The organism is Clostridium sp. CM027 (assembly GCF_024730565.1).
In the GTDB taxonomy this organism is placed as follows: Bacteria; Bacillota; Clostridia; order Clostridiales; family Clostridiaceae; genus Clostridium_AD; species Clostridium_AD estertheticum_B.
Genome location: NZ_CP077725.1, coordinates 912,591 through 937,321 on the forward strand (window position 1 = coordinate 912,591; position 24,731 = coordinate 937,321).

24 protein-coding genes are annotated in these 24,731 nt (G+C 30.5%); 10 read left to right on the forward strand and 14 right to left on the reverse strand.

Annotation, left to right across the window (positions count from 1 at the left end; translation table 11 throughout):
* Nucleotide 1: 1 nt before the first annotated feature.
* The 4 genes from KTC92_RS04500 to KTC92_RS04515 all read right to left on the reverse strand — a co-directional run bounded on the left by KTC92_RS04500 (nt 2) and on the right by KTC92_RS04515 (nt 6,380).
* Nucleotides 2–1,204 carry an argininosuccinate synthase gene (locus KTC92_RS04500; RefSeq protein WP_220286799.1) on the reverse strand — a complete coding sequence of 401 codons (1,203 nt, stop codon included), beginning with the start codon at nt 1,202–1,204 and terminating at the stop codon, nt 2–4.
* Nucleotides 1,205–1,539: 335 nt separating this feature from the next.
* Nucleotides 1,540–4,746: a carbamoyl-phosphate synthase large subunit gene (gene carB, locus KTC92_RS04505; protein ID WP_220286798.1), complete on the reverse strand. Its 3,207-nt coding sequence runs from the start codon at nt 4,744–4,746 to the stop codon at nt 1,540–1,542.
* A 102-nt stretch (nt 4,747–4,848) separates the two neighbouring features.
* Complete coding sequence (locus KTC92_RS04510; protein ID WP_220286797.1) at nt 4,849–5,895, reverse strand: carbamoyl phosphate synthase small subunit; 1,047 nt, start codon at nt 5,893–5,895, stop codon at nt 4,849–4,851.
* Nucleotides 5,896–6,227: 332 nt separating this feature from the next.
* Entirely contained in the window at nt 6,228–6,380 is a 153-nt protein-coding gene (locus tag KTC92_RS04515; RefSeq protein WP_258280691.1) for a hypothetical protein, read from the reverse strand.
* 242 nt (nt 6,381–6,622) lie between these two features.
* On the opposite strand from KTC92_RS04515, the gene KTC92_RS04520 reads away from it, so the two are divergent.
* A complete protein-coding gene (locus tag KTC92_RS04520; protein WP_216303579.1) occupies nt 6,623–7,504 on the forward strand; it encodes an aromatic acid exporter family protein in 882 nt (293 codons plus the stop codon).
* A 103-nt stretch (nt 7,505–7,607) separates the two neighbouring features.
* Here KTC92_RS04520 and KTC92_RS04525 read toward each other — a convergent pair whose 3' ends face one another.
* Nucleotides 7,608–8,465 (reverse strand): DegV family protein, encoded by an 858-nt coding sequence (locus tag KTC92_RS04525; protein ID WP_216303580.1) that lies wholly within the window; start codon nt 8,463–8,465, stop codon nt 7,608–7,610.
* A 335-nt stretch (nt 8,466–8,800) separates the two neighbouring features.
* Between KTC92_RS04525 and KTC92_RS04530 the strand changes: the two genes are divergently transcribed.
* Complete coding sequence (locus tag KTC92_RS04530; protein WP_220286796.1) at nt 8,801–9,646, forward strand: hypothetical protein; 846 nt, start codon at nt 8,801–8,803, stop codon at nt 9,644–9,646.
* A gap of 36 nt (nt 9,647–9,682) precedes the next feature.
* Here the strand turns inward: KTC92_RS04530 and yfcE are convergent, their stop codons facing one another.
* Both yfcE and KTC92_RS04540 read right to left on the reverse strand, forming a co-directional pair.
* Nucleotides 9,683–10,225, reverse strand: coding sequence for a phosphodiesterase (gene yfcE, locus KTC92_RS04535; RefSeq protein WP_216303595.1), 543 nt, complete (start codon nt 10,223–10,225; stop codon nt 9,683–9,685).
* A 25-nt stretch (nt 10,226–10,250) separates the two neighbouring features.
* Nucleotides 10,251–11,753: a LexA family transcriptional regulator gene (locus KTC92_RS04540; protein ID WP_220286795.1), complete on the reverse strand. Its 1,503-nt coding sequence runs from the start codon at nt 11,751–11,753 to the stop codon at nt 10,251–10,253.
* A gap of 239 nt (nt 11,754–11,992) precedes the next feature.
* On the opposite strand from KTC92_RS04540, the gene pdaA reads away from it, so the two are divergent.
* Nucleotides 11,993–12,886 (forward strand): delta-lactam-biosynthetic de-N-acetylase, encoded by an 894-nt coding sequence (gene pdaA, locus KTC92_RS04545; RefSeq protein WP_258280692.1) that lies wholly within the window; start codon nt 11,993–11,995, stop codon nt 12,884–12,886.
* 109 nt (nt 12,887–12,995) lie between these two features.
* Here pdaA and KTC92_RS04550 read toward each other — a convergent pair whose 3' ends face one another.
* The gene (locus tag KTC92_RS04550; RefSeq protein WP_220286794.1) at nt 12,996–13,442 is read right to left on the reverse strand and encodes a GNAT family N-acetyltransferase; all 447 of its coding nucleotides are present in this window, start codon (nt 13,440–13,442) and stop codon (nt 12,996–12,998) included.
* A 65-nt stretch (nt 13,443–13,507) separates the two neighbouring features.
* Complete coding sequence (locus tag KTC92_RS04555) at nt 13,508–13,675, reverse strand: conjugal transfer protein TraX (protein ID WP_258280760.1); 168 nt, start codon at nt 13,673–13,675, stop codon at nt 13,508–13,510.
* Between the two features lie 602 nt (nt 13,676–14,277).
* Here KTC92_RS04555 and sigY point away from each other — a divergent pair.
* From sigY to KTC92_RS04590, 7 genes are all read left to right on the forward strand, one after another.
* Nucleotides 14,278–14,808, forward strand: a complete 531-nt coding sequence (gene sigY, locus KTC92_RS04560; protein ID WP_220286793.1) for an RNA polymerase sigma factor SigY — start codon at nt 14,278–14,280, stop codon at nt 14,806–14,808.
* Nucleotides 14,809–15,216, forward strand: a complete 408-nt coding sequence (locus KTC92_RS04565; RefSeq protein ID WP_216303586.1) for a hypothetical protein — start codon at nt 14,809–14,811, stop codon at nt 15,214–15,216.
* On the forward strand, nt 15,216–15,422 hold the full coding sequence (locus tag KTC92_RS04570) for a hypothetical protein (RefSeq protein ID WP_216303587.1): 207 nt from the start codon (nt 15,216–15,218) through the stop codon (nt 15,420–15,422). Before KTC92_RS04565 ends, KTC92_RS04570 begins: the two co-directional genes overlap by 1 nt.
* 536 nt (nt 15,423–15,958) lie before the next feature.
* Entirely contained in the window at nt 15,959–16,165 is a 207-nt protein-coding gene (locus tag KTC92_RS04575) for a PLDc N-terminal domain-containing protein (protein ID WP_216303588.1), read from the forward strand.
* 1 nt (nt 16,166) lies between these two features.
* On the forward strand, nt 16,167–17,093 hold the full coding sequence (locus tag KTC92_RS04580; protein ID WP_220286842.1) for an ABC transporter ATP-binding protein: 927 nt from the start codon (nt 16,167–16,169) through the stop codon (nt 17,091–17,093).
* Nucleotides 17,080–17,835, forward strand: a complete 756-nt coding sequence (locus KTC92_RS04585) for a hypothetical protein (protein ID WP_220286791.1) — start codon at nt 17,080–17,082, stop codon at nt 17,833–17,835. Before KTC92_RS04580 ends, KTC92_RS04585 begins: the two co-directional genes overlap by 14 nt.
* A gap of 277 nt (nt 17,836–18,112) precedes the next feature.
* Entirely contained in the window at nt 18,113–18,259 is a 147-nt protein-coding gene (locus KTC92_RS04590; protein WP_220286790.1) for a hypothetical protein, read from the forward strand.
* Nucleotides 18,260–18,548: 289 nt separating this feature from the next.
* Here the strand turns inward: KTC92_RS04590 and KTC92_RS04595 are convergent, their stop codons facing one another.
* The 5 genes from KTC92_RS04595 to KTC92_RS04615 form a co-directional block, all read right to left on the reverse strand.
* Nucleotides 18,549–19,103: a DUF2812 domain-containing protein gene (locus KTC92_RS04595; RefSeq protein WP_220286789.1), complete on the reverse strand. Its 555-nt coding sequence runs from the start codon at nt 19,101–19,103 to the stop codon at nt 18,549–18,551.
* A complete protein-coding gene (locus KTC92_RS04600) occupies nt 19,087–19,443 on the reverse strand; it encodes a PadR family transcriptional regulator (RefSeq protein ID WP_216303591.1) in 357 nt (118 codons plus the stop codon). Before KTC92_RS04600 ends, KTC92_RS04595 begins: the two co-directional genes overlap by 17 nt.
* Before the next feature lie 217 nt (nt 19,444–19,660).
* Nucleotides 19,661–20,401, reverse strand: a complete 741-nt coding sequence (locus tag KTC92_RS04605; protein ID WP_220286788.1) for a PD-(D/E)XK nuclease family protein — start codon at nt 20,399–20,401, stop codon at nt 19,661–19,663.
* Nucleotides 20,395–22,623 carry an ATP-dependent helicase gene (locus tag KTC92_RS04610; RefSeq protein ID WP_220286787.1) on the reverse strand — a complete coding sequence of 743 codons (2,229 nt, stop codon included), beginning with the start codon at nt 22,621–22,623 and terminating at the stop codon, nt 20,395–20,397. The genes KTC92_RS04605 and KTC92_RS04610 overlap by 7 nt, the downstream gene beginning before the upstream one ends.
* Nucleotides 22,604–24,688, reverse strand: a complete 2,085-nt coding sequence (locus KTC92_RS04615) for a UvrD-helicase domain-containing protein (protein ID WP_375294766.1) — start codon at nt 24,686–24,688, stop codon at nt 22,604–22,606. The genes KTC92_RS04610 and KTC92_RS04615 overlap by 20 nt, the downstream gene beginning before the upstream one ends.
* Nucleotides 24,689–24,731 lie beyond the last annotated feature (43 nt).

Genomic DNA, 24,731 nt, shown 5'->3' on the forward strand with positions numbered 1-24,731 from the left:
CTTAGCTATTGTTTAAATTTTTATATGCTTTAATTTTACTTGGCAATGAAAATAAGTTTATAAATCCTTCTGCATCCTTATGATCATATAAATCACTTGCTCCAAACGAAGATATACCCGCGTCGTAAAGAGCATTAGGTGATTCTTTACCTGCTGACATGATGTTTCCCTTATAAAGTTTTAGTTTAACCGTCCCTGTTACTGTTTCTTGAGTCTTATCCACAAATGCATCAAGGGCTTCTCTCATAGCGCTAAACCAAAGTCCATTATATACTAATTCCCCATATTTTTGTGATACTAAGTATTTAAAGTGGAGTGTATCCTTGTCTAAAGTTATTTCCTCTAGTTCTTTGTGTGCTGCATAAAGTACAGTCCCACCAGGAGTCTCATATATTCCTCTTGATTTCATCCCCACAAGTCTATTCTCTACTATATCTATAACTCCAATTCCATTTTCTCCACCAATTTTATTTAATGTTGAAACAATATCAATTGGCTCAAGTTCAATTCCGTCAATTTTGGTCGCAATTCCCTTTTCAAAATATATCTCTACATAAGTAGGTTCATCCTTAGCTTTTTCTGGAGGTGTAACCATAAGATACATATCTCTTTTATGCTCATTATTTAATTCTTCAATATCTCCGCCTTCATGACTTGCATGCCACAAGTTCTGATCTACTGAATAGATTTTCTCCTTGGTAACTGATATTTCTATGCCTCTATCATTAGCATAATCTATAGCATCTTCTCTTGATTTTATATCCCAAATTCTCCAAGGAGCAATAACCTTTATAGAAGGATCAATGGCTGTTATCCCAACTTCAAATCTAACTTGATCATTTCCTTTCCCAGTACATCCGTGACATATATATTTTGCCCCTTCTTTATGAGCGATTTCAACAAGTTTTTTAGCTATTAATGGTCTTGCAAATGCTGTACCCAATAAATATGTTCCTTCATATGCAGCATTTGCTTTAACTCCTTTAAATACGTAATCTTTTATGAATTCAGCTGTTACGTTCTCAATATATATTTTTTGCGCGCCTGAACTTATAGCCTTTTTCTCAATTGCCTTCATATCATCTTCTTGACCAATATTAATGCAAGCTGCTACAACGTCCATATCATAGTTTTCCTTAATCCAAGTTATTATTATAGATGTATCTAATCCTCCAGAATACGCTAAAACCACTTTTTCTTTCATTTTAATATCCCCCTTAGATTCTAGATAGTGTAACCACTATCTTTATAACATATTGCATCTTTGAATGTTTATACATTCTTATGCATATTATTTATTTTCGTTTATTTATCTTTTACAGCTATTTTTTAACCATTTTTACTGATGTTGCTGGCTTGTTTTTATTTATTATATATTATTTTTTATATTAATGCAATGCTTTCGCCTTATTAATTATTCATTTATTATAATATTTATACATAAAGCAAACCAAGATGAGGTTTAAAACTGCCCTTAGCTTAATCATAAGCTAAGGGCAGTTTTAATTTATAATTCAATATTTTTTTAAATAGAATATACTAATCCGCAATATTAAATACTTCTAAATTTATACTCGCAATATTTTTCTTCATAATCTCTACTAAAGCCTTCGCAGTATCTAATGAAGTAATAACAGAAATGTTATTTTCTATAGCTGTTCTTCTAATTCTAAAACCATCTGTTTTCGAATCATTTCCCTTAGTAGGTGTATTTATCACTAAATCAACCTGCCTTCTCTTTATCACATCAATGATATTAGGGGCTCCATCCGTAATTTTTTTAACACCTAAGGCATCAATCCCATTATTTCTCAATAACTTAGCCGTACCTTTCGTCGCTATAAATTTATAATTCAATTCATTAAACGCCTTTGCAATATGCAAAAACTCTTCGTAATCCTGCGGATTTATCGTTGCCAAGATAACTCCTTTTTCTTTTTCAACCTTCATTCCAGACGCTACAAACCCTTTATATAGAGCTTCTTCAAAGTCTCTTCCTATTCCGAGCACCTCTCCTGTGGATCTCATTTCCGGCCCAAGGCACACCTCAACCTCCGGAAGTTTTTGAGTTGAAAATACCGGAACCTTAACTGACACCAACTCCGCTTCTTTATAAACTCCATTACCATACCCTAAATTTTTTAACTTTTCCCCCAGCATTACTCTTGTGGCAAGCTCTACGATCGGTACTTTGCTAACTTTACTAATGTACGGAACCGTTCGGCTAGCTCTTGGATTAGCCTCTATTATATACAATTCACTTTTAAATTCTATAAATTGAATATTAATCATGCCTATCACTTCGAGTCCTATTGCTATCTTCTTAGTGTATTCTAATATCTTCTCTTTTATAGCATATGATATATTTCGACTTGGATATATTGTAATGCTGTCTCCGGAGTGAATTCCAGCTCTCTCTAAGTGTTCCATAATGCCCGGTATTAATATTTCCTCACCGTCACAAATAGCATCAACTTCTATTTCTCTACCCAATAAATATCTATCTATTAAAACAGGATTTTTCTTATCTTTCTCAAATGCATTTTTTAAATAATGTTCCAATTCTTTTTCCGAATAAGTTATTTCCATTCCCCGTCCACCTAATACATACGACGGCCTAACCAAAACCGGATAACCTATGTTTTCAGCCTCTTCTAATCCTTGTTTTAAATTCCAAACAGCTTTCCCCGTTGGTCTATTTATATTTAGCTCTTCCAAAAGCGCATCGAATTTTTCTCTATCCTCCGCTACGTCCATTTGCTCAGGTTTAGTTCCATATATAGGTATGTTTTTTTCCTTTAAGAATTTAGCGAGTTTAATAGCGGTCTGACCTCCAAATTGAAGTATAACCCCATCAGGATTTTCTTTTTCAACAATATTAAATACTTCTTCTTCTGTTAATGGTTCAAAATATAATTTGTCCGAAATATTAAAGTCCGTACTTACTGTTTCCGGGTTGTTATTTACTATTATAGTCTCAATCCCCAGCTTTCTAAGAGCAATTACACTATGAACAGATGCATAGTCAAACTCAATGCCCTGCCCTATCCTTATAGGCCCCGATCCTATTACCATAACCTTCTTTCTATCACTTATCTCTACCTCATCATATTCATCATAAGTCGAGTAGTAATATGGTGATAATGCTTCAAATTCCCCTCCGCATGTATCTACCATCTTATAGACAGGTTTGATATCCCATATATTTCTGAGTTCGTAAATTACATTTGGATTCACCTCTAATAAATCTGCAATGCCTTTATCTGAAAACCCCTTTTTCTTTAACAAAAGCAACCAATCTTTATTCATATCTTGCACTGACGTTTTTTTAATCTTTTCCTCTTCATCCACTATCCACTTAATTTTGTTTACAAAGAATTTATCTATTCCTGTAATTTCCGAAACCTTTTCCACCATATAATCACGCCTAAGCATTTCAGCCAAATGAAATATCCTCTCATCATCAGGAGCCATCACTCTTTTCTTTAATTCGCTTAAATCTTTTCGCGCTAGGCAGTCGTATTGCAATGAATACTTTCCTATTTCTAAAGAGCGAATTCCCTTTAATAGAGCTGCCTCAAAATTGCTTCCAATTGACATTATTTCACCTGTAGCCATCATCTTCGTACCTAAAACCCTATTCGCACCCTCAAACTTATCAAAAGGCCATCTAGGAATTTTAACTACCACATAGTCTAGCGAAGGTTCAAAACAGGCATAGGTTTTTTGCGTTACTGCATTTTTTATCTCATCTAGTGCATATCCTAGTGCTATTTTTGCCGCTACTTTGGCAATAGGATATCCCGTAGCCTTCGAAGCTAGCGCAGACGATCTACTCACCCTCGGATTAATTTCTATAACTGCGTACTCAAAACTTTTGGGATCAAGCGCAAGTTGCACATTGCATCCACCCTCTATTCCTACACTATTTATAATATCAATAGATGCACTTCTAAGCATCTGGTATTCTCTATCAGAAAGAGTTTGGCTTGGCGCTACAACAATACTATCTCCAGTATGTATTCCTACAGGATCTACATTTTCCATATTACATATGGTAATGCAATTGCCATTTCCGTCCCTCATAACTTCATACTCTATTTCTTTCCACCCTTTAATACTCTTTTCTAAAAGAACTTGCCCTATAGAGCTTAACTGCAATCCCAGTTCTAGGATTTCAAGTAGTTGCTCCTCTGATTCTGCAATTCCACCGCCACTTCCTCCCATAGTATATGCCGGTCTTACAATTACGGGATATCCCATTTCGCTCGCAAATCTTAGTCCTCCTGCTATATCTGTAGCAATCGCACTTTCCACTACCGGTTGATCAATTTCCTGCATAAGATTTCTAAAAAGCTCTCTATCTTCACCTTTTTTTATCGCTTCTATCGAGGTTCCAATCACTCTCACATTATATTTTTCTAAAATTCCATTATCAAATAGTTCAACCGCTAAATTAAGTCCTGTTTGCCCGCCCATACCCGCAAGTAAACTGTCCGGCCTCTCCTTATCAATAACCTTCTCCAAAAATTCTATAGTTAAAGGTTCTATATAAACTTTATCAGCAACTTCTTTATCAGTCATTATAGTTGCCGGATTACTATTCACAAGTACAACTTCTACGCCTTCCTCTTTCAACGCTTGACAAGCTTGTGTTCCAGAATAATCAAATTCCGCCGCTTGCCCTATTATTATCGGCCCTGACCCAACTACTAATACTTTTTTAATGCTTTTATCTAATGGCATACGAATCCCCCTATATGTTATTTCTTCTTAAATTCTATTTATGCATCCTAATTTCATTAGTTCTTAACTTTCCTTCTCAACTTTCAGTTTTAAATATCTACCCTATATCAGCGACAGAAATTTATCAAAAATAGCATCTATATCTTTAGGCCCCGGACAAGCTTCCGGATGGAACTGCACGCTAAGTATCGGCAGTTTCTTATGCCTCATTCCTTCTATCGTTCCATCATTTACACTTACATGCGTAACCTCCATATCTTCCGGCAGTTCACTCACATAATATCCGTGGTTTTGTGATGTAATATAAACCTTATTCTCTTCTACATCTTTAACTGGATGATTACACCCTCTATGACCAAACTTAAGTTTTTCAGTTTTCCCGCCAAGGGCTAACGCTAAAAGTTGATGCCCTAGGCAAATTCCAACTACAGGTTTTTTACCTATAATCTCTCCCAACGTCTTGATCACTTCTTGCAAATCCTCCGGGTCCCCAGGTCCATTCGATAAAAATACTAGATCAGGGTTAACCCTTAATATTTCTTCCGATTTCTCGCATGCAGGAAATATTGTTAATTTGCAATTTCTCGCAATAAACGAGCGAAGTATATTTTCCTTTATTCCAAAATCTATAATAGCCACATGTCGTCCTGTGCCCTCAATCGTGTAGCGCTCTTTCGTTGTAACTTTCATCACCGCATCGTTATTATTAAAACTCGCAAATTTTTGATTTATTTCAATTTTAGTAAGTTCCTTTGTAGCAATAATACCTTTCATGGTCCCGTTATTTCTAAGTATTTTCGTTAATGCCCTTGTATCAATCCCTTCGAGTCCTATTATTTTATTTTGTTTAAAGTATGCTTCCAAATCCATTTCGCATCTAAAGTTATTAGGATAATCACATTTTTCTCTAACAATGAACCCCTTTACCTTCGGATACTTCGACTCTACATCCTCCAAATTAATACCATAATTCCCGATGAGCGGATACGTCATTGTCACTATTTGTCCATAATAAGATGGGTCCGTTAAAACTTCTTCATATCCAGTCATACCCGTATTAAAAACTACTTCCCCAACATTTTCTTCTAAACACCCAAATATACCACCTTCAAATATTATTCCATTCTCTAAAATCAACTTACCCTTCATACTAAATCCTCCTTAGTAAACTAAAAACTTTCTCCAATTAATAAAAGACATTTATGAATAATTATTCATTTTTATGAATATTATATGTTTTTCTAATATATATGTTTTTAAATTTATTTTTAGCCATATTCCTCATGCGTACAGGCTTAATTCTATTTATTATATATTGTTTTTTATAATAATGCAATGTTTTTTCTTATTTTATTATTCATTTAGCATAATATTTATGCACAATAAAAATCAAGTACTTTCCAAATTAATTGGTTTTGCTCATTTTTATTAAAAAAATCATTATGTTTTTTCAATAAAATAAAGGATAACAGAGAGATTATTTAAATAATCTCTCTGTTATCCTTTATTAATATATTAATAGCATTTATTAACAAAATAGAAAATAAATCTATAGCATTATTCTGAATATTATTAATTGTATTATATTTAATAGTATTAAATTCAAAATTGACAGAACAAAAAACACATGCCATAATTATCTATACTCCTTCCTAGTCTCACAGGACTAATTTAAAAGTGTACTTTACTTTTATTTGTAATTTTTATGTTTTATAATTTCTTTCTATTTTAATTTAAATTTTATTATTTGTCAATGTATAAATGTAATTTTAGGTTGCAAGTTTATTCATACTTTATAAGTTATTCTATACATCTATCACTAATTCTAATTCACTAAACTATATCCACCCTACAGAATAAAACAGGAGGCAACAGTGTGCAAAAAATAGGAATGAGAAATATAAAGACTGCAATTTCAGTTTTTTTATGTATAATTATACTAAGAGCTTTTCATAATACATTTCCCTTTTATGCATGTATAGCTGCTGTAATAACAATGCAAAGTGCTATACATGATTCCTTTACTGCTGGTAAAAACAGAATGATTGGTACTATTGTAGGTGCAATTTGGGGATTAATATTCACACTTATAAGTCCCAACAATGTATTTCTTACCAGCATTGGAATAGTATTTGTAATTTATTCTTTGAATCTTCTTAATAGAAAAAAGTCTATTATAATTGCATGCGTAGTTTTTTTAGCAATAATGACGAATCTTAAACAAGGCACTCCTCTATTTTATAGTTTAAGTAGGGTTGAAGAAACTTTTATCGGTATTTTTGTATCAGTTTCAGTAAACTATCTTATATTCCATCGTAAATACTTAGATAACTTACATCGGGATGCAGAAAATCTAACCCATAATGTTTTTATAATTTCTAAAGAGATGATTAATTTCAATACAGATATTAATCTTTCTAGTTTAAACATCCAAATATCCAAATTGGAAAAATCATTAGACTCATACTTAAGTGAAATACAAAGTGAGAATGTTGAAAGCCACCATATACTTAAAATTAACAAAGTCATAGATACTTCTAAAACTGCTTATAATCACCTAGTTATACTAAAGTCTTTAACCTTTACGCCTTCTCATTCTAATTGTTATATCAACGAGAGTAACTGTATTAGAATAAATGAATTATTTAATGAAAATATGTTTAGTTACCCGTACATTAGTAATGATATAAATATAGTATTTAACTTTCACCTTCAAAATTTAATTGAAACTTTAACTATTTCAAAAAAAATATACTAAAAAACTACTTAAAAACATAACTTACTGAGTGTATTTCGTGTTTTATACAAATTATTTTATAAGCAAAGCCGTACTATATATCCACAATACGGCTTTGCTTAATTTATAAATCTGTCTTTGTATAATACACAATACCTAATGCACCAGGTCCAACATGAGTTCCTATTACAGGTCCAATTGGAGCTATGTCTACTTTTTTTCCTATACATTCTTCGACTTTTTTTGCAAAAGCCAGTGCTCCTTCAACATCATTTATGTGATGAATCATTACCTCTCCAAGTCCATGTTTTGTTATGTCCTCGATGAATTTATCAATCATAGTTTGTATTGCACGTTTTTTAGTCCTTACTTTATTAAATAATCCTGTTTTTCCATCCACTACGGTAAGAATAGGTTTGATTTGAAAAATAGTACCTAACAGTGCACTTGCACCACCTATTCTGCCACCTTTTTTTAGATACTCTAAATTATCAGGAATAAACAGAAATCTACTTCTCTTTATATTGTTTTTTACTATATCAACTACTTCATTTATTGATTTTCCTTGTTGCGACGCAATTGCCGCTGTTAAGGCTGCAAATCCTAATTGCATGCAATTGGATCTAGAATCTATAATCTCAATTAGTGCATTTGGGTAGTTTTCAAGAATCATACTCTTTGCAAGGCATGCATTTGAATAAGTTCCACTCATGTCTGAAGAAAGGAAAACACCAACCACTTCATTATTATCTCTTACCTGATTTTCTATCATATTGTACATTTCCACAAGCGATGGTTGTGATGAAGTAGGAATACTTAAGTTCTTATCAAGTTTTTCGTAAAAACTTTCATTTTCAATAAGGGTTTCTTTGAACTCCTTATTTCCAAAAATAACACTTAATGAAACTATAGAAATATCATATTTTTTCCTTAAATCCTCACTTATATATGAGGTACTATCAGTGACTATTTTTACCGCCATTATACATCCCTCACTTATTAATTTTAATTATATTATACTACAGTCTTGTTCTAAACAAAATCAATCTTTATATTACATTATAAACACAATAACTGTAATATATTTCACAAAATATTAAATTACTTTAAACTCCTACAAATAGCACTCAAATACCTCTTAATATGTTATAATTATAATATAAAAAGTAGGTGGTGTAAATAATTTAGTAAACTGTGTCAGTTGATAAATAATTTTTAAAATTAAAGCTTTGATATAATCAATATAAAATAAAGGGAGGTGCTGCAAAAATATAGGTTAACCGATAAATTTCTACCTATATTGGCAAGCAGAAAAATATGAATAAAGAGGACCTAGTAAACAATGAAAATAATGAAAATAATAAAATTATAAATAATTTGTATTCAAACAAAAATATTCCTGAAAAACCTGACTCTGAAACTGACAATAGTGAAGTTGCTAAGTTAAAAGATGATGAGGAAAGTGAAAAATACATAAAAGAAATGCATGAGTTAGCAGACAAAAACGAGTTTAAGAACAATGCGGTTGTTTTAGGACTTGGTATAGTTATAGTATCTATAATTATATTTTCTATTTTTATGAACACCTCATTCATGAAACCCAAAGCAGATGTAGCTACCATTAAATCAGTCCAAAAAAATCCCGATGCTAGCCCATCTACTAAAGCTCCTGAAGTTACTGAAACTACTAAACCTGACACCATTAACCCTACCGTAACTTCAACTAAAATTTATGAATATTTAAATATAGACGCAAATAGAACATCTGTCCTAAAAAAAGCAATTACTTTAAATAGTGGAAATCAAAAGGGTGTTACTGTATGTCTCTTATCAGAGATTTTGAGAATTAATTCCATTGCTATCCCTGCGAATACAACAACAGTAAAGGGATTAATGGAATCTTTAACTTCTATGGACTGGAAAAAGAATACTGACTTCACTAAATTAAAAAAAGGTGATATATGTTTCACTACAGATATGCCAGAAAGTCCTGGTACGCCTTCCCATGCCTATGTATTTATGGGTTGGGTAAAAGATGGTAAAACTGATTATGCCTATGTATGTGATGGTCAACTTGAAGTATTTGATAGTATACTTCATAAACGAAATCTATCTGTTACAACTACAACAAAGGATCAATTTAGCTTTTTTCTTAGAAAATAAAAAATAATACCTCAGGGCACCCTGAGGTATTATTTTTTATAATTTTATTTCTTTTATAACAGCGCCATCTAAATCTTTTATTTGAAATAAATCATCTTTGAGTATTGCATAAGAATTAGGGTTATTTTCCTTAGGTAAAGATACCGAGCCAGGATTTAACACATATATTTTATTGTGTTTTTTAGCTACAGGGACATGCGTGTGTCCAAATACCAAAACATCATTTTCACTTAGTTCGGGCAAATTATCCTCATTATATATGTGCCCATGAGTCAAAAATAATCTTCTATTATTGCATAATATTATAGAATAATCAGACATCATAGGATACTCAATAATCATTTGATCCACCTCACTATCACAGTTCCCTCTAACAGCTATTATTTTGTCTTTATATTCGTTTAAGAGACTAGCTACTAATTGTGGATTGTAATCCTTTGGCAATTGATTTCTTGGGCCATGATATAACACATCTCCTAAAAGCACTATATAACCCGCTCCCTCTTCTTTATACCGCTCTATAGCCTTTTTAAGATAGTATAAAGAACCATGGATATCGGAAATAAAAAATATCTTCATCATAACTTAGCTCCTTTCAAATAGATTAATTTTCATGCTTTATAATTCCTATAGCTACTCCTAAAATGTATGTATCTTCACTATCTACTACAATAGGCTGATATTTTTCATTCTCTGGCATAAGTAATATTCTATCTTTGTTTATAGAAAGTCTCTTTAAAGTAGCATTTCCGCCTATGTCAACTGCTACGATATCCTTATTATTTGCAGCTTGTTCCTGCCGTATTACTACATAATCTCCATTATTAATGTGAGCCCCAATCATACTGTCACCTTTAACCTTTAAAATGAATGGGTTTTTTACTCCCTTTAACCAATATTTCGGGATATAAAATTTACCTTCCATTTCAGAATTAATAAGCATAGGTTCGCCTGCTGCTATATCACTATACACGGGTAGCTCCAATAATTCCTCATTTATATACTCATAGTTGCCTTTTTCATCATTTACTATAATATCTGATCTTCTACTATAATCCCTCATAAACTCATATGCTCTGTTATGTCTTATATCACAATACTTAAAGTTCTCAAGTGAATTAATATCCAAGTTTTTGCTTGTTATTTCATCACACTTTTTTTGGAGCTTTTCTTGTGTTTTATAGTATTTTTTGAATGAATAAGACTTTACTTTTTCTCTTAGCGGTTTAGCATTAACTCTTTTGCCTTTCACCATCCATGAATTAGAATTGTGTGGTCTATCCACATCAAGAAGAAACACCATGTTCGAATAAGATTTTTCATTAAATAATGCATTAATAAAATCCACTTGTATCTTAGTTAAATTATTACTTTTGTCAATTATGATATGAGAATACCTGCCCACTGTAGTAGTTTGTGCCATTCGCAGAGCATATATATTAATATCTTCATTGTCAACTAAACCCTCTGATTTAAGCTTTTCATTATACGTGATCATAAGTTGAAATATTGCTTTCCTAGCAGTTGAATTTTTAAGAATTCTTTGAGGTCCTTGTCCTTTTTCGCATTTTCTTCCTCTTCTATTTACTTGCAAATACAAATTAGCTTTTAAGTAATTGCAACTTTTTATCCACTTTACTTCTTCTATAAAAAATTGAGCATAATCTGTATGTAATATTCTTAGTCTTGGATAAATATTTTTAATTTCTAATATGCAATCTTTCATAATACTATTTTTTTTATCATTATCTACAATTATTTTATTTTTTAATTTATGCTTGTTTTTATATTTAATAAAATATCTATGTAAAATACTTTCTAATGTAACCACATGAAAGTTTCTTTCACTATTAGAAAATAGACTTAAATAATCTAACCTAGTTTCTTCTTCTGCTCTGTTATATATATTTTCAATATAATTTATGTCTTCATCCTTAGATGCTAACATTAATATTTTATCCCCTTCATATAAACAATAGTTATTTTTTAAATAAAGGCTTCTATAAATGGCTGCTGTCGTTTTACCTGAACCTTGAATTCCTCTAATTAAGCTATATCTTGAGGGTTTGCTATGAATCATTTTTTGTTGCTCTAAACTTAATTCCATTTAACCGCCTCCACTGTAGACATACTAATAGTATACAATAATAATAACCTTAAAGTAAAATTTTTATGAAATTGTAAATTCAAAATGTTGTGAAAATATATTTATGGGAATATTAATAAAAATTACTAATTATGTAACATTAGATTCAAGAATATCTACACACATCTACTGAGCATACTAAGTTATATATTAATCTATCTAAATAAAATAAACTAGAGGTGATCGTTCTGAAAGGAAAGATGTTAAGTATTATTGTTTCTTCAATGTTTTTTGTTAACTCTTTTTCAAGTGTTGCTTATAGCAAAGATTTAGGCAATATTTCAATTAAAGACTCAAACAATGGATATTATAATAATCAAGGTTCAAAAACACCTACCATAGTAAATTTTTTCAAAAGTGTCTTTAGTATTACTACGCCCTCTACTGGATTAAGCACCAAAGAATATAATTGGTATTTCCAACCACGTAATGACAATAATCCACCTGAGGGTCCTAAAGAAACCAAAGGCTTTATATCAAAGTATGGATGTTATCATTTAGGAGATACATCGAAAAAGATATTATATCTAACTTTTGATGAGGGTTATGAAGCTGGATATACTGCTCCAATTTTAAATGTTTTAAAAAAACATAATGTAAAAGCAGCATTTTTCGTTGTAAAACCCTATATTACTTCTAACCCAGAATTAATTAAAAGAATGGTAGACGAGGGGCACTTAGTATGCAACCATAGTAATCACCACCCTTCAATGGCTTCTATAAAGGATGAAGATAAATTCAATAAAGAATTATCTGATGTAGAAGAAGCATTTGAAAATATTACTCATAAAAAGATGTCTAAGTATTTTAGACCTCCGATGGGGAAATATAGTGAGTTATCCTTACAATATACTCAAAACTACGGATATAAAACCATATTTTGGAGTTTCGCTTATATGGATTGGCTTACAGACAATCAACCATCCCATGAAGCTGCAAAAAAACGTATTATGCAAAGAACCCACAACGGTGGAATTATGTTACTACATGCAGTGTCAAAAACCAATGCTGAAATATTAGATGATGTAATTACCGAATGGGAAAGCAAAGGCTATGAACTAAAAAGCTTAGATGAATTGCCTGCTAAACATTAAAAAATTATATATTTTCTATAGCTTAAATTAAACCCTATCTATATTAGACAGGGTTTAATTTGTTTTTTGTAAAAAAAACCGTAAAGATGAATCTGATGCTAATATATAATTAAAGATTTTTATATAACATTTCTATATGTGGAATGTTATCTTCCAAATATACCTCAGAAACCCTCACAAACCCTAAACCCTCATAGAAATTTACCAAATACTCCTGTGCGCCAATCCTAATTACCTTCTCATTTAAATTATTCTCGATAAATTCTATTGCTCTTATCATCATTTGCTTTGCTAAACCTTTACCACGATGTTTTTTATCAGTTAATACCCGTCCTATAGATATTTCATTATAAGAAATACCTTTTTCTAAAATCCTTAAGTAAACAATGATTTTCCCATTTTCTTTTGCAAATAAATGATAAGAATTATTATCTTTACCATCACACTCCTCATAGATACATTGCTGCTCTATAACAAAGACTTCACTTCTAAGTTTTAAAATTTCATATACTTCCTCACCATTTAGTTCATTAAATTTTTTTATTTCCCATTTCATACTACTTAAATCTCCTTTTCTTAATGTTATCTTCTAATAATTTCTCTGTGTATTCATTATTGATATTACAATAACGTTTTACGAAGGATCCTTATTAATCCTATTACTAATAAATGCACTGGATAAAAAGCATAAAAAAAGTATTTTAAGTCTTTACCCTTCTTATCGTTATACATAAATATAAAAATTAACGCTAATAGGGATAATGCTTGATTAAACCAAACTAGCTCTATTGTCGTAACTAAGAATTACCCCCCATAATTAGGTTTTCATTTAATTGTATTTATAATATGATACCATTTATTTCATGTTTTTGCATTACTATGTTTTTAACACTAATAGTATTGTTAATGCTAAAAATCCTGAACTCTTATTGAGCTCAGGATATTTTTTGCTTTTTAGGTCCTTTACTTTTTAGGCCCCTTATTTTTTTGATTCTTTTTATCACTTTTCTTGCCATTATTTTTGGTTGAAGCACCCTTACTTTTGCCCTTGTCTGACATAATATATACCTCCTTTTTTATTTAGATCGAATACCAATAAACTTACCTCAACTTTGTTCATCTTAAAAATAGTTGTTATTATAAAGACTATGCTTATCGTTATTAAAAAGACTCTATTTTAGTATTTTATTATCAGTAATACCCTTATTTACAAAACTATTGGTTTTTAGTAATGCTTTTATTTAAATACTTTTCAATAACGGGAATTAAAGGCTGAGCATATTAAAAAAAATAGAAAAACAGTAAAATAATTTAGTAATTGTAGATTATAATAAATATAGTGAACTTATTAATCAATATTTGCGTTGAAGGATTGCTAGGAGTGATTATTATTGGATGAACTAGAACTTATTAATAAAGCTAAGGATGGAAATAAAAGCGCGCTAAATTCTCTTTTAAAAGATAATTACAATATTTTAAAAGGCTACACTGTTAAAATGGTAGGAGACCCACACTTAGCACAGGATATTATTCAGGATGCATTGCTTAAAGCTGTGATTAATATAAATAAGTTTGAGCCTAGAGCAAAGTTTTCTACTTGGCTCATAAAAATAGCTACCAATGTTTACAGGGATTATTTAAGAAAGAATAAATCCTTTGGACTAATAGAGGAATGTGTGGATGATAAAAGCAAACAAGTAGAGGACATTGTGATCGCAAATTACGAATACAAAGAGATAATGAAAATAATTTTAATGTTACCCTATGAGAAAAGGGCTGTATTTATTTTAAAGCATTATTATGGTTACAAATATGAGGAAATATCAGAAATTTTAGGATGCCGCCTTGGAACGGTTAGGTCAAGGCTTCATAATGCAGTGAAATATATAATAAGTGAAATTGAAAGGAAGGAGATTATATAAATGAAGGATTCTGATAAGATTAAAAACTCTTTAATTGATGAATTTTACAATGAAGTTCAAGACACCGTTTTTAAAAATATAAAGTATAGTGACGAAGATAAAGAATTTAAAAGTGTCCTTAATTCCACAGCTAAAAAAATGGATGTTTTAAATGAAGATATATTTGATTTTGATATAGATACCTTAAGTATAATAGAGCAAGGAGTGTGTATACGAGGCAATAGTAATGCTAGAAAAGAATTTATTCTTTTTATATTAACATCCTTTATAATTCTTTCTGTGTATGCTATAGCCACCATTTTCTTAGGTACTAAACTACTAATTATTTCACAGATTTTTATTATTACCATTATTCCTTGGATAATAATACCTGTTTTAGCAATCAAAAGAAGGGAAAGTGAAGGTTAATGGTGATTTTAAATAATAAACTAACTATAGTGCTTGCAATTGCTATTCCTATATTATTAATTCAAGGAGCTTGGGTATTTTGTGATGCAAGAAGGCGTAAAGAAAAATACTATTGGCTTTGGGGGATTTTTGCACTGATTAATACACCAGGTAATCTCCTTATTTACCTACTGGTAACACGAGTAATATTAAAAAATAAAAAATAAGAGTGCAAGACCTATGAACTTTCTCCTGCGTGACTTGAAATAAGAGCTTGAAACGTGAAAGTTGATTAAGAAATTCTATTGTTTGGCAAATATAAAATCCTCTAACACTCACATTCGACTTACAGGCGGTTCGCTAGCCTTCCTTCCAGTCGGGCTCACGAGGATTTTATATTAGCAAAACAAGAATTTCTAAATCAACTTTCAATGTTTCTGCACATCTTATTTCAAATCACTTCCGGAGAAAGTTCATACTATTATGCAATTATCCTAATATGTATCTAAGATGGATGGCATATAAGGAAAATAATAACTCTCAATCCGCTTCACAAAGAAAGTCTTTTGGTAGGCTGAGGATGTGGTACATATACTTTGGATTTAAGCTGTTATTACTTTCATGTGTTTTATCATTTAAATAAGTGTTTTTACATTCTCATCCACATCCACTTACGCAATCTGTTTCCTAATATAAAAATAAAATGAACTTTTTTATTTTTATTGCGTTAAAGTTATGAAAATATAAAAAGGGGGAATCGAATATGTTTGACGGAATGGCGCTACTCGAGATAATAAAATTACTTGCACCTGTAATTATAATAGAGATAGTTCTTGTTGGTTTCTGCTTATATAGATTAACACGAGACAGGGTAAAATTTTTACCTAAGTGGGCATGGGCTTTAGTTATAATTTTTATCCAATTAATAGGTGGCATATCCTTTTTATTAATAGGAAGAGAGCGTGATTAAGATGCTTAAAGTGGTAAATATCAACAAAAAATATGGAGACTTTGAAGTTCTAAAAGATATATCCTTTGAAATAAAAAAGGGAACCATATACGGATTTCTAGGTCCTAATGGAGCAGGTAAAACTACAACCATGAATATACTTTCAGGGTTAATTGATTTTAATGGTGGAGAGATATATTTAGATGGAGGGGATTTCAAGAAAAATAAAAGGCAATTATTAAGGAAAGTAGGATATCTTCCACAAAATCCAGTGTTTTATAATTACATGAGCGCTAATGAGTATCTGCATTTTATTGGCGAAATAGCTAATATGACAGAGAAAAACATAAGGGAGCGAACTGTAGAGATTTTAGAAATTGTTAAGCTTACTGAGGTAGCAAAGAGAAAAATAGGGCAATATTCAGGTGGAATGAAGCAGCGATTAGGAATTGCAGTGGCACTATTTAATAAACCAGAAATAGTTTTTTTAGATGAACCCACATCTGCACTAGATCCTGAGGGAAGAATGGAAATACTAGAGTTTATAAAAGACTTGAGGTCAAATGGAACCACTGTTTTTATCTCAACTCATATTTTGAGTGATATAGAAAGGATTTGTGACGAGGTAAGTATTTTGGATAAGGGGCAAATACTCATATCTGATAATTTAGAGAGTTTAAAGAGTAAGTATATTCAACCTATATTCGATATTGAGTTTGAAAAACACTGTGTAAACTTAGATAAAATTCTTTTAAACTTTAAGTGGGTGGAAAAAGTTTTGATAAATGAAAATAAGGCCTCTATCTATGTTAATAATTTAGATGTTGCTAAATCTGAACTTTTAAAACTACTTGTTAAGGGAGAAAATAATATTTTATCTTATAATTTAAGAAAAAGTAATCTTGAAGATATTTTTATAAGGCTGGTGAATAAAAATGACAACCTTTAAGGCGTATTTTAAGAAAGAAATAATGGAATCCAAAAGACAATATAAATATATAATACTTGCTGTAGGAATAATTGCATTCGCTATTTTAGATCCATTTATGTTAAAATTACTTCCAAAAATATTAGAAAAGCAATTACAAGGAGATTTAAGTTCACTTTTTATTGCTACTCCTAAGAGTGCGATTAATAATTATATTAAAGATCTTTTTCAAATTGGAAACTTATTCATAATATTCACATTGGCAAGTACTTTAAATGATGAGATAAATGGCGAAAAACTCGTGTTTCCATATTCTAAGGGAAGTAATCCAGTTGGTATAGTGCTTGCTAAAATAATTCATTATACTATTGTGGTAACCATATTGACCTTCATAGGATTTTTGACTTGTTTTTACTATGGAAGTATTTTATTTAAAGGAGAAAAAGTTGCTTTATCAGGTGTAATGAACTCGGCTATTCTAATGTCTGTATACTATTTTTTTAATATTGCCTTGGTGACACTTTTTAGCAGCTTTGTGAAAAAAGGTGTAACAGTAGGTTTTATAACGCTTATGATAACTTTTTTGAATGCTGCACTTGTAAATTTGAATACAATTGGAAAGCTCATGCCATACAAATTAGTGGAAGGAGCAAATTTATTTACATTAGATAACTATTTATATACTATAGGATTTTCAATTTTTTGTAGTGTAATATTTATAATAGCCACTATCTTTAACATGAGCAAATTTGAAGTAATTTAATGGTTTTTTTATGAAAACAAGTAAAAACATTTTAAAATTACTCATTGAGGCTGGGGCTACAGAAACCTTGATTCAATTATTCCAGGATATGCATTTACAATTACAAGTATGCTTGTAATGTTTTTCACCTTGTTTAAGGCAAGTGGTACATTATTTGCTTTCAAGGATTACGATATGCTCATGTCACTACCAGTCCAAACATCCTCGGTCATCACAAGCAGATTTTTATTGATGTATGTAATGAATGTGATTTTTTTCCCTTGTTATTATGCTTCCAATGGGGGTTGGTATTATACTTATTGGGATTTTACTCATTCTGCCAGGTATAAATATGAATTTACTTACGGGAATGATTACCTTTGTAGTGATAGGTATTACGGCGCTGCTTTATAGAAAAGTATGTAGAACGAATTTACCAAGCTAATAATACTGAGTGTGACCTATGAAGTTTCTCCGCCGTGACTTACAATAAGAGGTTGAAGCGTGAAATTCCATTAAGAAATTTTATATTTGCAGAAGAAGAATTTTAAATCAACTTTCAATGTTTCTGCTCTTCTTATTGTAAGTCACTTTCGGAGAAACTTTATACTGCTATATAATATTTATTATCCAAGGAGGATTTCTTGCGCGACCGTGCAACGAAATGGTCGATCGACTAAACCTGAATTCCTAAAAGCGATCATATCAGTTTAAAAAAATTGCAATAGGCACCCTTACTTTAAAATCCTCCTTTCTTTCAAATAATATGCAACACACATCATAAGTGAAGGCACTGCAATAGCTACTGAAATAGTACTTAAAATAACACCTACTAATAGCATTTGATTTTTCATCATTGTTCCCTCTATTCTGCTTGCTAGCAAAAATTCAATTAGGATTACAAAAGCCAGTATTACTGTTGATATAATCGCTGCTTTTTTACACAAGTATTTTACCCTTTCATACTTACTTATATGGTTCTCTTTTTCAGTGTATATTGGAACAGTTTCAGGTGGTGCTGAAAAAAAATGAAAAGTCCCACAAGAACACATATGCTCCCAGCCACTACTCTGAAATAATTCAAAATACTCATTATCGTTTTCACTTAATTCTTTGTAATCCATGGAATAAACTATTTCTCTTGGTTCACCTTTTACTAATTTATACCTAAACCCGGACATTTCCTTAAGAATCCAACCTTCTTTTGCCCTTTGACACAATTTTTTCATAGCTCTATCTTCGTCAAAGGCAAATCCCATATTCAAAATATACCTATTCTTCTTTTCCATCAGTATCATCCCCCTCTAAATGTTTTAAAGCTTCCTCTCCATGTCTTACCATCGTTATTCTTCTCTTAATGTCTTTTTTTAATATTTCTTTCCCCTTAAAAGTCAGTGTATAGGTTTTACGTCTCTCTTCATCATCATCTACTAATTGGATTAAATCTGCATTTTGCAATTTTTTTATAATTGTATAAAGACTTGCTGGCCCTATTAACATTTCGCCTTTTGAAAATCTTTCAATCTCCTGCATTATCCCATATCCATGCATAGGTCTTACTAAGGTGAGTAAAATACAGTAGGTAGAATCCGTTAATATATCCTCGTCTAAAGCTTTTCCCCTAGCCATTTTCTTCCTCCCTTCATTTGTCATTACATATATCATTAAATGATATATCTTTTAATGATATAATATTATATTTAAGTAAAATTGTCAATATTTCATAAAAATATTTTTTTTCTTAGTTATATATTAGTTAGTACATCCTAGTTAGCATATAAATAGGGATAAAAATAAACCCTTGAAAATCAAGGGTTTATACATACTTTCTATTTACCTAAAACCTTTATATAAAAGCATCACAAACCTGGTTACATCCACCGAATTCACAATATTTGCACTGCGTGCTATATAGTTCACTATTAAAGTCCAAACTAAAATCATAATTGTCTAATGAATGCGTAATCTCCATAATTTTATCTTCGTGAATTTTATGATTACTCTCTGAATAATTAATAGTAATGATATCATCTTTAAACTGAGGTTGCCAAAAATTCATACTTATATTTTCTAGGGGTATATCTTTATCAAATATTTTCAAAGAACTCTCACCCAATATATACATATAAACAATAGTTTGCATTCTTTTACACACTTCTTTATAGTCAAGTTTTCTATTTTCGGTCTTCCAGTCCCATATTTCTATTTTGTTATTTGGCTTAATAATTATCAAATCATACTTTGCCTGAATCCTGATGTTATCTTTTCTCATTTTTATTTCATATTCAGTAAAATATATATTTTCATCTAAAAGAGTAAATTTTCCCTTTAATGAATTGAACGAATTCATTAAATCGATATTGCTATTATCAATACCAGCAGGAATATTTGAAAAATATCTTTCACAAATGAGATGAAAATCGAGTCCCATATTCATATTTTCATAATAATCCTCATTATCTATTGAATCCTTTTTCCACTTAACATTATCTAAATACTTGATTTTGAATCTTAAAGGGCATTTATCAAAAGTGTTTAATAAATTTTGACTATAGTAAACGTGTTTTAATTTTCTAATATCTAACATTTACCATCGCCCCTTTGGCTGTTTATGTAGTCTTGAAGCACATAAAAGTACTTTGAAGGTTTACTTTCATTCCATTTACCTTCATTACACTTAGATGCCATTAAAATTAAATATTCTTTAGCTCTTGTTATTCCTACGTATAAGAGCCTTATTTTTTCATTTATTATCTGTATTTTCGCTTCCCCAATTGGATCCTCGCAAATATTATTACCAAGAATTTTTGCAATTTCAGCTTTACAAAGAACTGTAGGGTTTTTAAATTGTTGTTTCAAGTAATAGTACTCCCTAAATTTATCCGTTGTCATATATGGGTATTGGTAAGATGTGATGCTTAATATAAATACACAATCCCATTCCAGTCCTTTTGCTTTATGACAAGTAGAAACTGTTATTCTATCTGAGGAAGGTTCATATCCTTCTAGGTCATAAATTATACCTGAAATATGATTTAATATACCATTTTTTTCATCTAGCAACTGATCCACTATATGCTTTAAACAAAAGTCACTTTCATCTTTTGATAGAAATCTAATATACGATGCAACTGCATCTGCCATCGCTCTATCCTCAAGACTGAAATTTAAAACATCACTAATATGCAAAATCAGTCTATCTAAATGTGTTTGAGGATATTGAAATATTATTTTAATCTGCTGCATGCACTTTATAAATTTTTGATAGACCTCTGAACCTAATATTTCGCGAGGAACATCTTTCTGATCTATGACTCCTCCATTGGGATACATTAGCTTTTCTACTTTATAATCTTGTATGAAATCAAACAACCTTTCACTTTCTTCGTTGTTTTCTTCTATAAACACATTCTTTACTAAATCTTTGAATTTAAAACTATCATGTGGCTCTGAAATAAACTGCAATATATATCCTAATGTAAATGCAGCCTTACATCTTTTATCTGATTTATTTGACAATTCATCACACTCAATATTTAACTCTCTAAGTTTATCCGCTATTTCTTTAACTTGATTATTATACGGAACTAATATGGCACAGGTTTTATTAGGATATTTTTCTTTGAATTTCATTGTTAGCTTAGTAGCTTTATTAATTTCATCCTGATTTGAACTACAAACCATAGTGCTTATTCCGTAAATGTCCACATCCTGCTTTTTTAGTTTAAAAAACTCTGGTACCGTTTTAATTTCTTGATTTACTAATGCACACCTACATTTTTCTTCACCATGATGATTATTGATATGTCGAACTAATTCGTTTGCTAAATCAATAATATGTTTTGTGCTACGTCCTGCCATATACATTTCAAACTTTTTATTTGCATTTTCACAAAATTCTCTGAAAAATTTTGGATCTGAAGATGTAAATGTACCTGTTATACTTTGATTAACATCCCCTACCCTAACTAAGTTTCCGTTTTTTTCAGAAATTAAACCCAATATTCTTCCCTGAATTAAATTAGAGTCTTGGCACTCATCTTCAAATACAAAAGTATATTTTACATTTAATTTTTCGCGAAGCACATCATCAGTTTTTAGAAGCTTATATGCAAGAATTAGCAAATCGTTATAATCTATATAGCCCTCTCTTTTTAGGGTTTTAGTGTATGAATCATAAATTTCAGATATATAATTTAAAATGCTGTCTTGGTTTAAATTTTTCACTTCATCCTTTAACTTTTCTGGAGAAATATCATTTATCTTTAATTCCCCAATAATTGTATCCACCGTCGTGAAAAAATCATTCCACCAATCATTTTGTTTTCCTGGGTATTTATTTAGGGATTTATCTAATATCATAGCCTTAAATATATTTTCTCCACCGTTTCTTCTCCAATGCATAATGCACTTATTTAAATATAAGCTTTTATTTACATCATCTAATATTTTAAATTCTTCATTAACTCCCACTACATCCGGTCTATCTTTTAAAATCTTTAGTGCTAAACTATGAATAGTCATAACTTCATAATCATTACTCGCTGTTATTCCCTTATTTTGTAAAACTATTGAAATTCTATGTTTAAAGTTATTCACTGCACTATTCATAAAAGTAACTATAAGTATTTTCCCAGGTTTATGAATTTTATCTTCTATAAGTTCACATACTAGATTACATATTATGAAGGTTTTCCCTGCTCCTGGAACTGCTGGAACCGCCATGGTTCCTCCTCTATATTCCATTATATGCAATTGATCATCCCTATAACTTATTTTTACCTCTTCATTACTCATATCCCCTATCATAATTTTCACCTCTTCCGCTTAAGATTTCTACAAGGATATCCGCAAATATACTTTGTTGTTCATATCCATTTAGAGAATACTCACTGCCATATATGTATAATTTGCCCCTACATTTTCTTAAAAGGCCATCAACAACGGACATTAAAATTCTATATATATTATTGTTTTCTGTTTCCTGCGTATAGATATCATTAATATTCCAATTACTTCTTAACACGTAATAATTTGATAATTCCTTTATATTTCTTGAACACCACATATTACTGTTAATATCTGCCCATATCTGAACCACGCTACTTAAATTTGAAGTTAAATATGTATATGGCGATGTGAAAACTATACTATTCTCTTGTAATAGCATTTCTTGAATATCATTCAACGAATAAAAATCTTTTCCATCACGCCTTATAAATTCTATAAATCTCTCCTCAGATGACTTCCCTTTAAATTGTAATTTATCTAAAGTATTTACGAAGCTTTCACAATTTTCATATATACTTATATAGTCACCTACATGTTGTTTAACTTTAGGTATTGTTATAAGAACTTCTAAGAATGCTTTTCTAAAAAATTCTCCTAGTGGTATATTGCATTCCAAGTTACTTTCTTTATAATCACTTATCCATTTTTTTAATTCATTATAATTACTTGCGACCTCAATGCCTACTCTATCTTGGATGGCTTTATTAATATCTCGCATCTCTCCACTCGAATTTACTAAATCAGAAAGTAGCGAGCTCCTGATTATATCTAGCTGTAACATAAAAGAAAAAAAGTTTTTATAATCTTCACTTGTTAACTTTATGCTTGTAAAAGAATTACACAATACTGCTAATATAATTAATGGCTGTAAATATTCATTGTCAATAAATCTATATTTTTTAGAAGTCTCCATGACTGATATACCTAATTCTTTTGTTTTTTTCTGTAGTTCATGAGAAATGACAAAATCATTAAATGGACATATTACAGCTATATCCTTAGGCTTAACTCCATGATTTATTAATTCTTCAATTTTAAATGATATTTTTTCAACCATTTCGCATCGAAGCTGTGAAGTCAAATCTATATAAGCTGGTAGGTTGTCGCTTATTTTCTCCTCTTCGTAATTATTATGTGCTCGGTTTTCTATCGCACGCGAAAAATCAATAAATTCATCATTACAGCAAAAATGCTCATCTAGAATAATTTCATCATAATCAATATTTAATTTTTGTCTCAAATAATTAGTATTAGCCCCATAATAACTACAAAATCCACCGCTTGGGTTGTAAAACAAGTATGCCTTGTCTACATTATCAATAAGCTTAAATATCAGATCTAGCTCTGATGGTGAAGCCTGATCTATATCGTCTACTATAAGATATTTTATTTTATTCATATTAAAGTATCTTGCATCTTTAAGTAAATACTTATTATACAAGTAAAAACACAATCCATAATCTACAACACCATTTCCCAATAATTTTGAGATATAATATTGAATTACTTCATCCAATTGATTATATGTTTCTTTTGCACAAAAATCCTTTACCTCTAATGAATTATATAGCCTAGTTCCTATTTCATTAAAAGGCACTAATGATAGTGCAGCATTATTAATGTTAGAAATCAAATCTGAAGCTATTTTAGAAGAAGTTGATGTAATATCTATAAAGTACCCTTTAGACGTTCTAAAATGCTCCACTAGTGCTTTCATAGCATAATTTGTAGCATCAAAAGATGCGAATTCAGGTTTCAACAAACTAATTTTTAATTCCTTGCAATTTTCTACTACATATGGCCAATAAAGTGATAGTTCTTTTCTGATAAATCCATAGTAAGAGTTTTTTCGAATCTCACTAGTCATGTTAAAATCCATCTCTCTTGTCCATGTTATATTTTGATATTTATTCATAAATAAGCATAATATATTTGAACTTTTTATATTTTCATTTTCTATCATATTCTTATATTTAGAAACTGCCATAGTTGTTTTACCACTAGCAGATTTCCCTTTAACTAATATGCATCGGTGGATAAAATTATTTCCATTTATTTTGTTGTAGACTTCCGCATATTTAATAGTATCACCTCCATATAATCCATTATTTTATATTTTACCATAT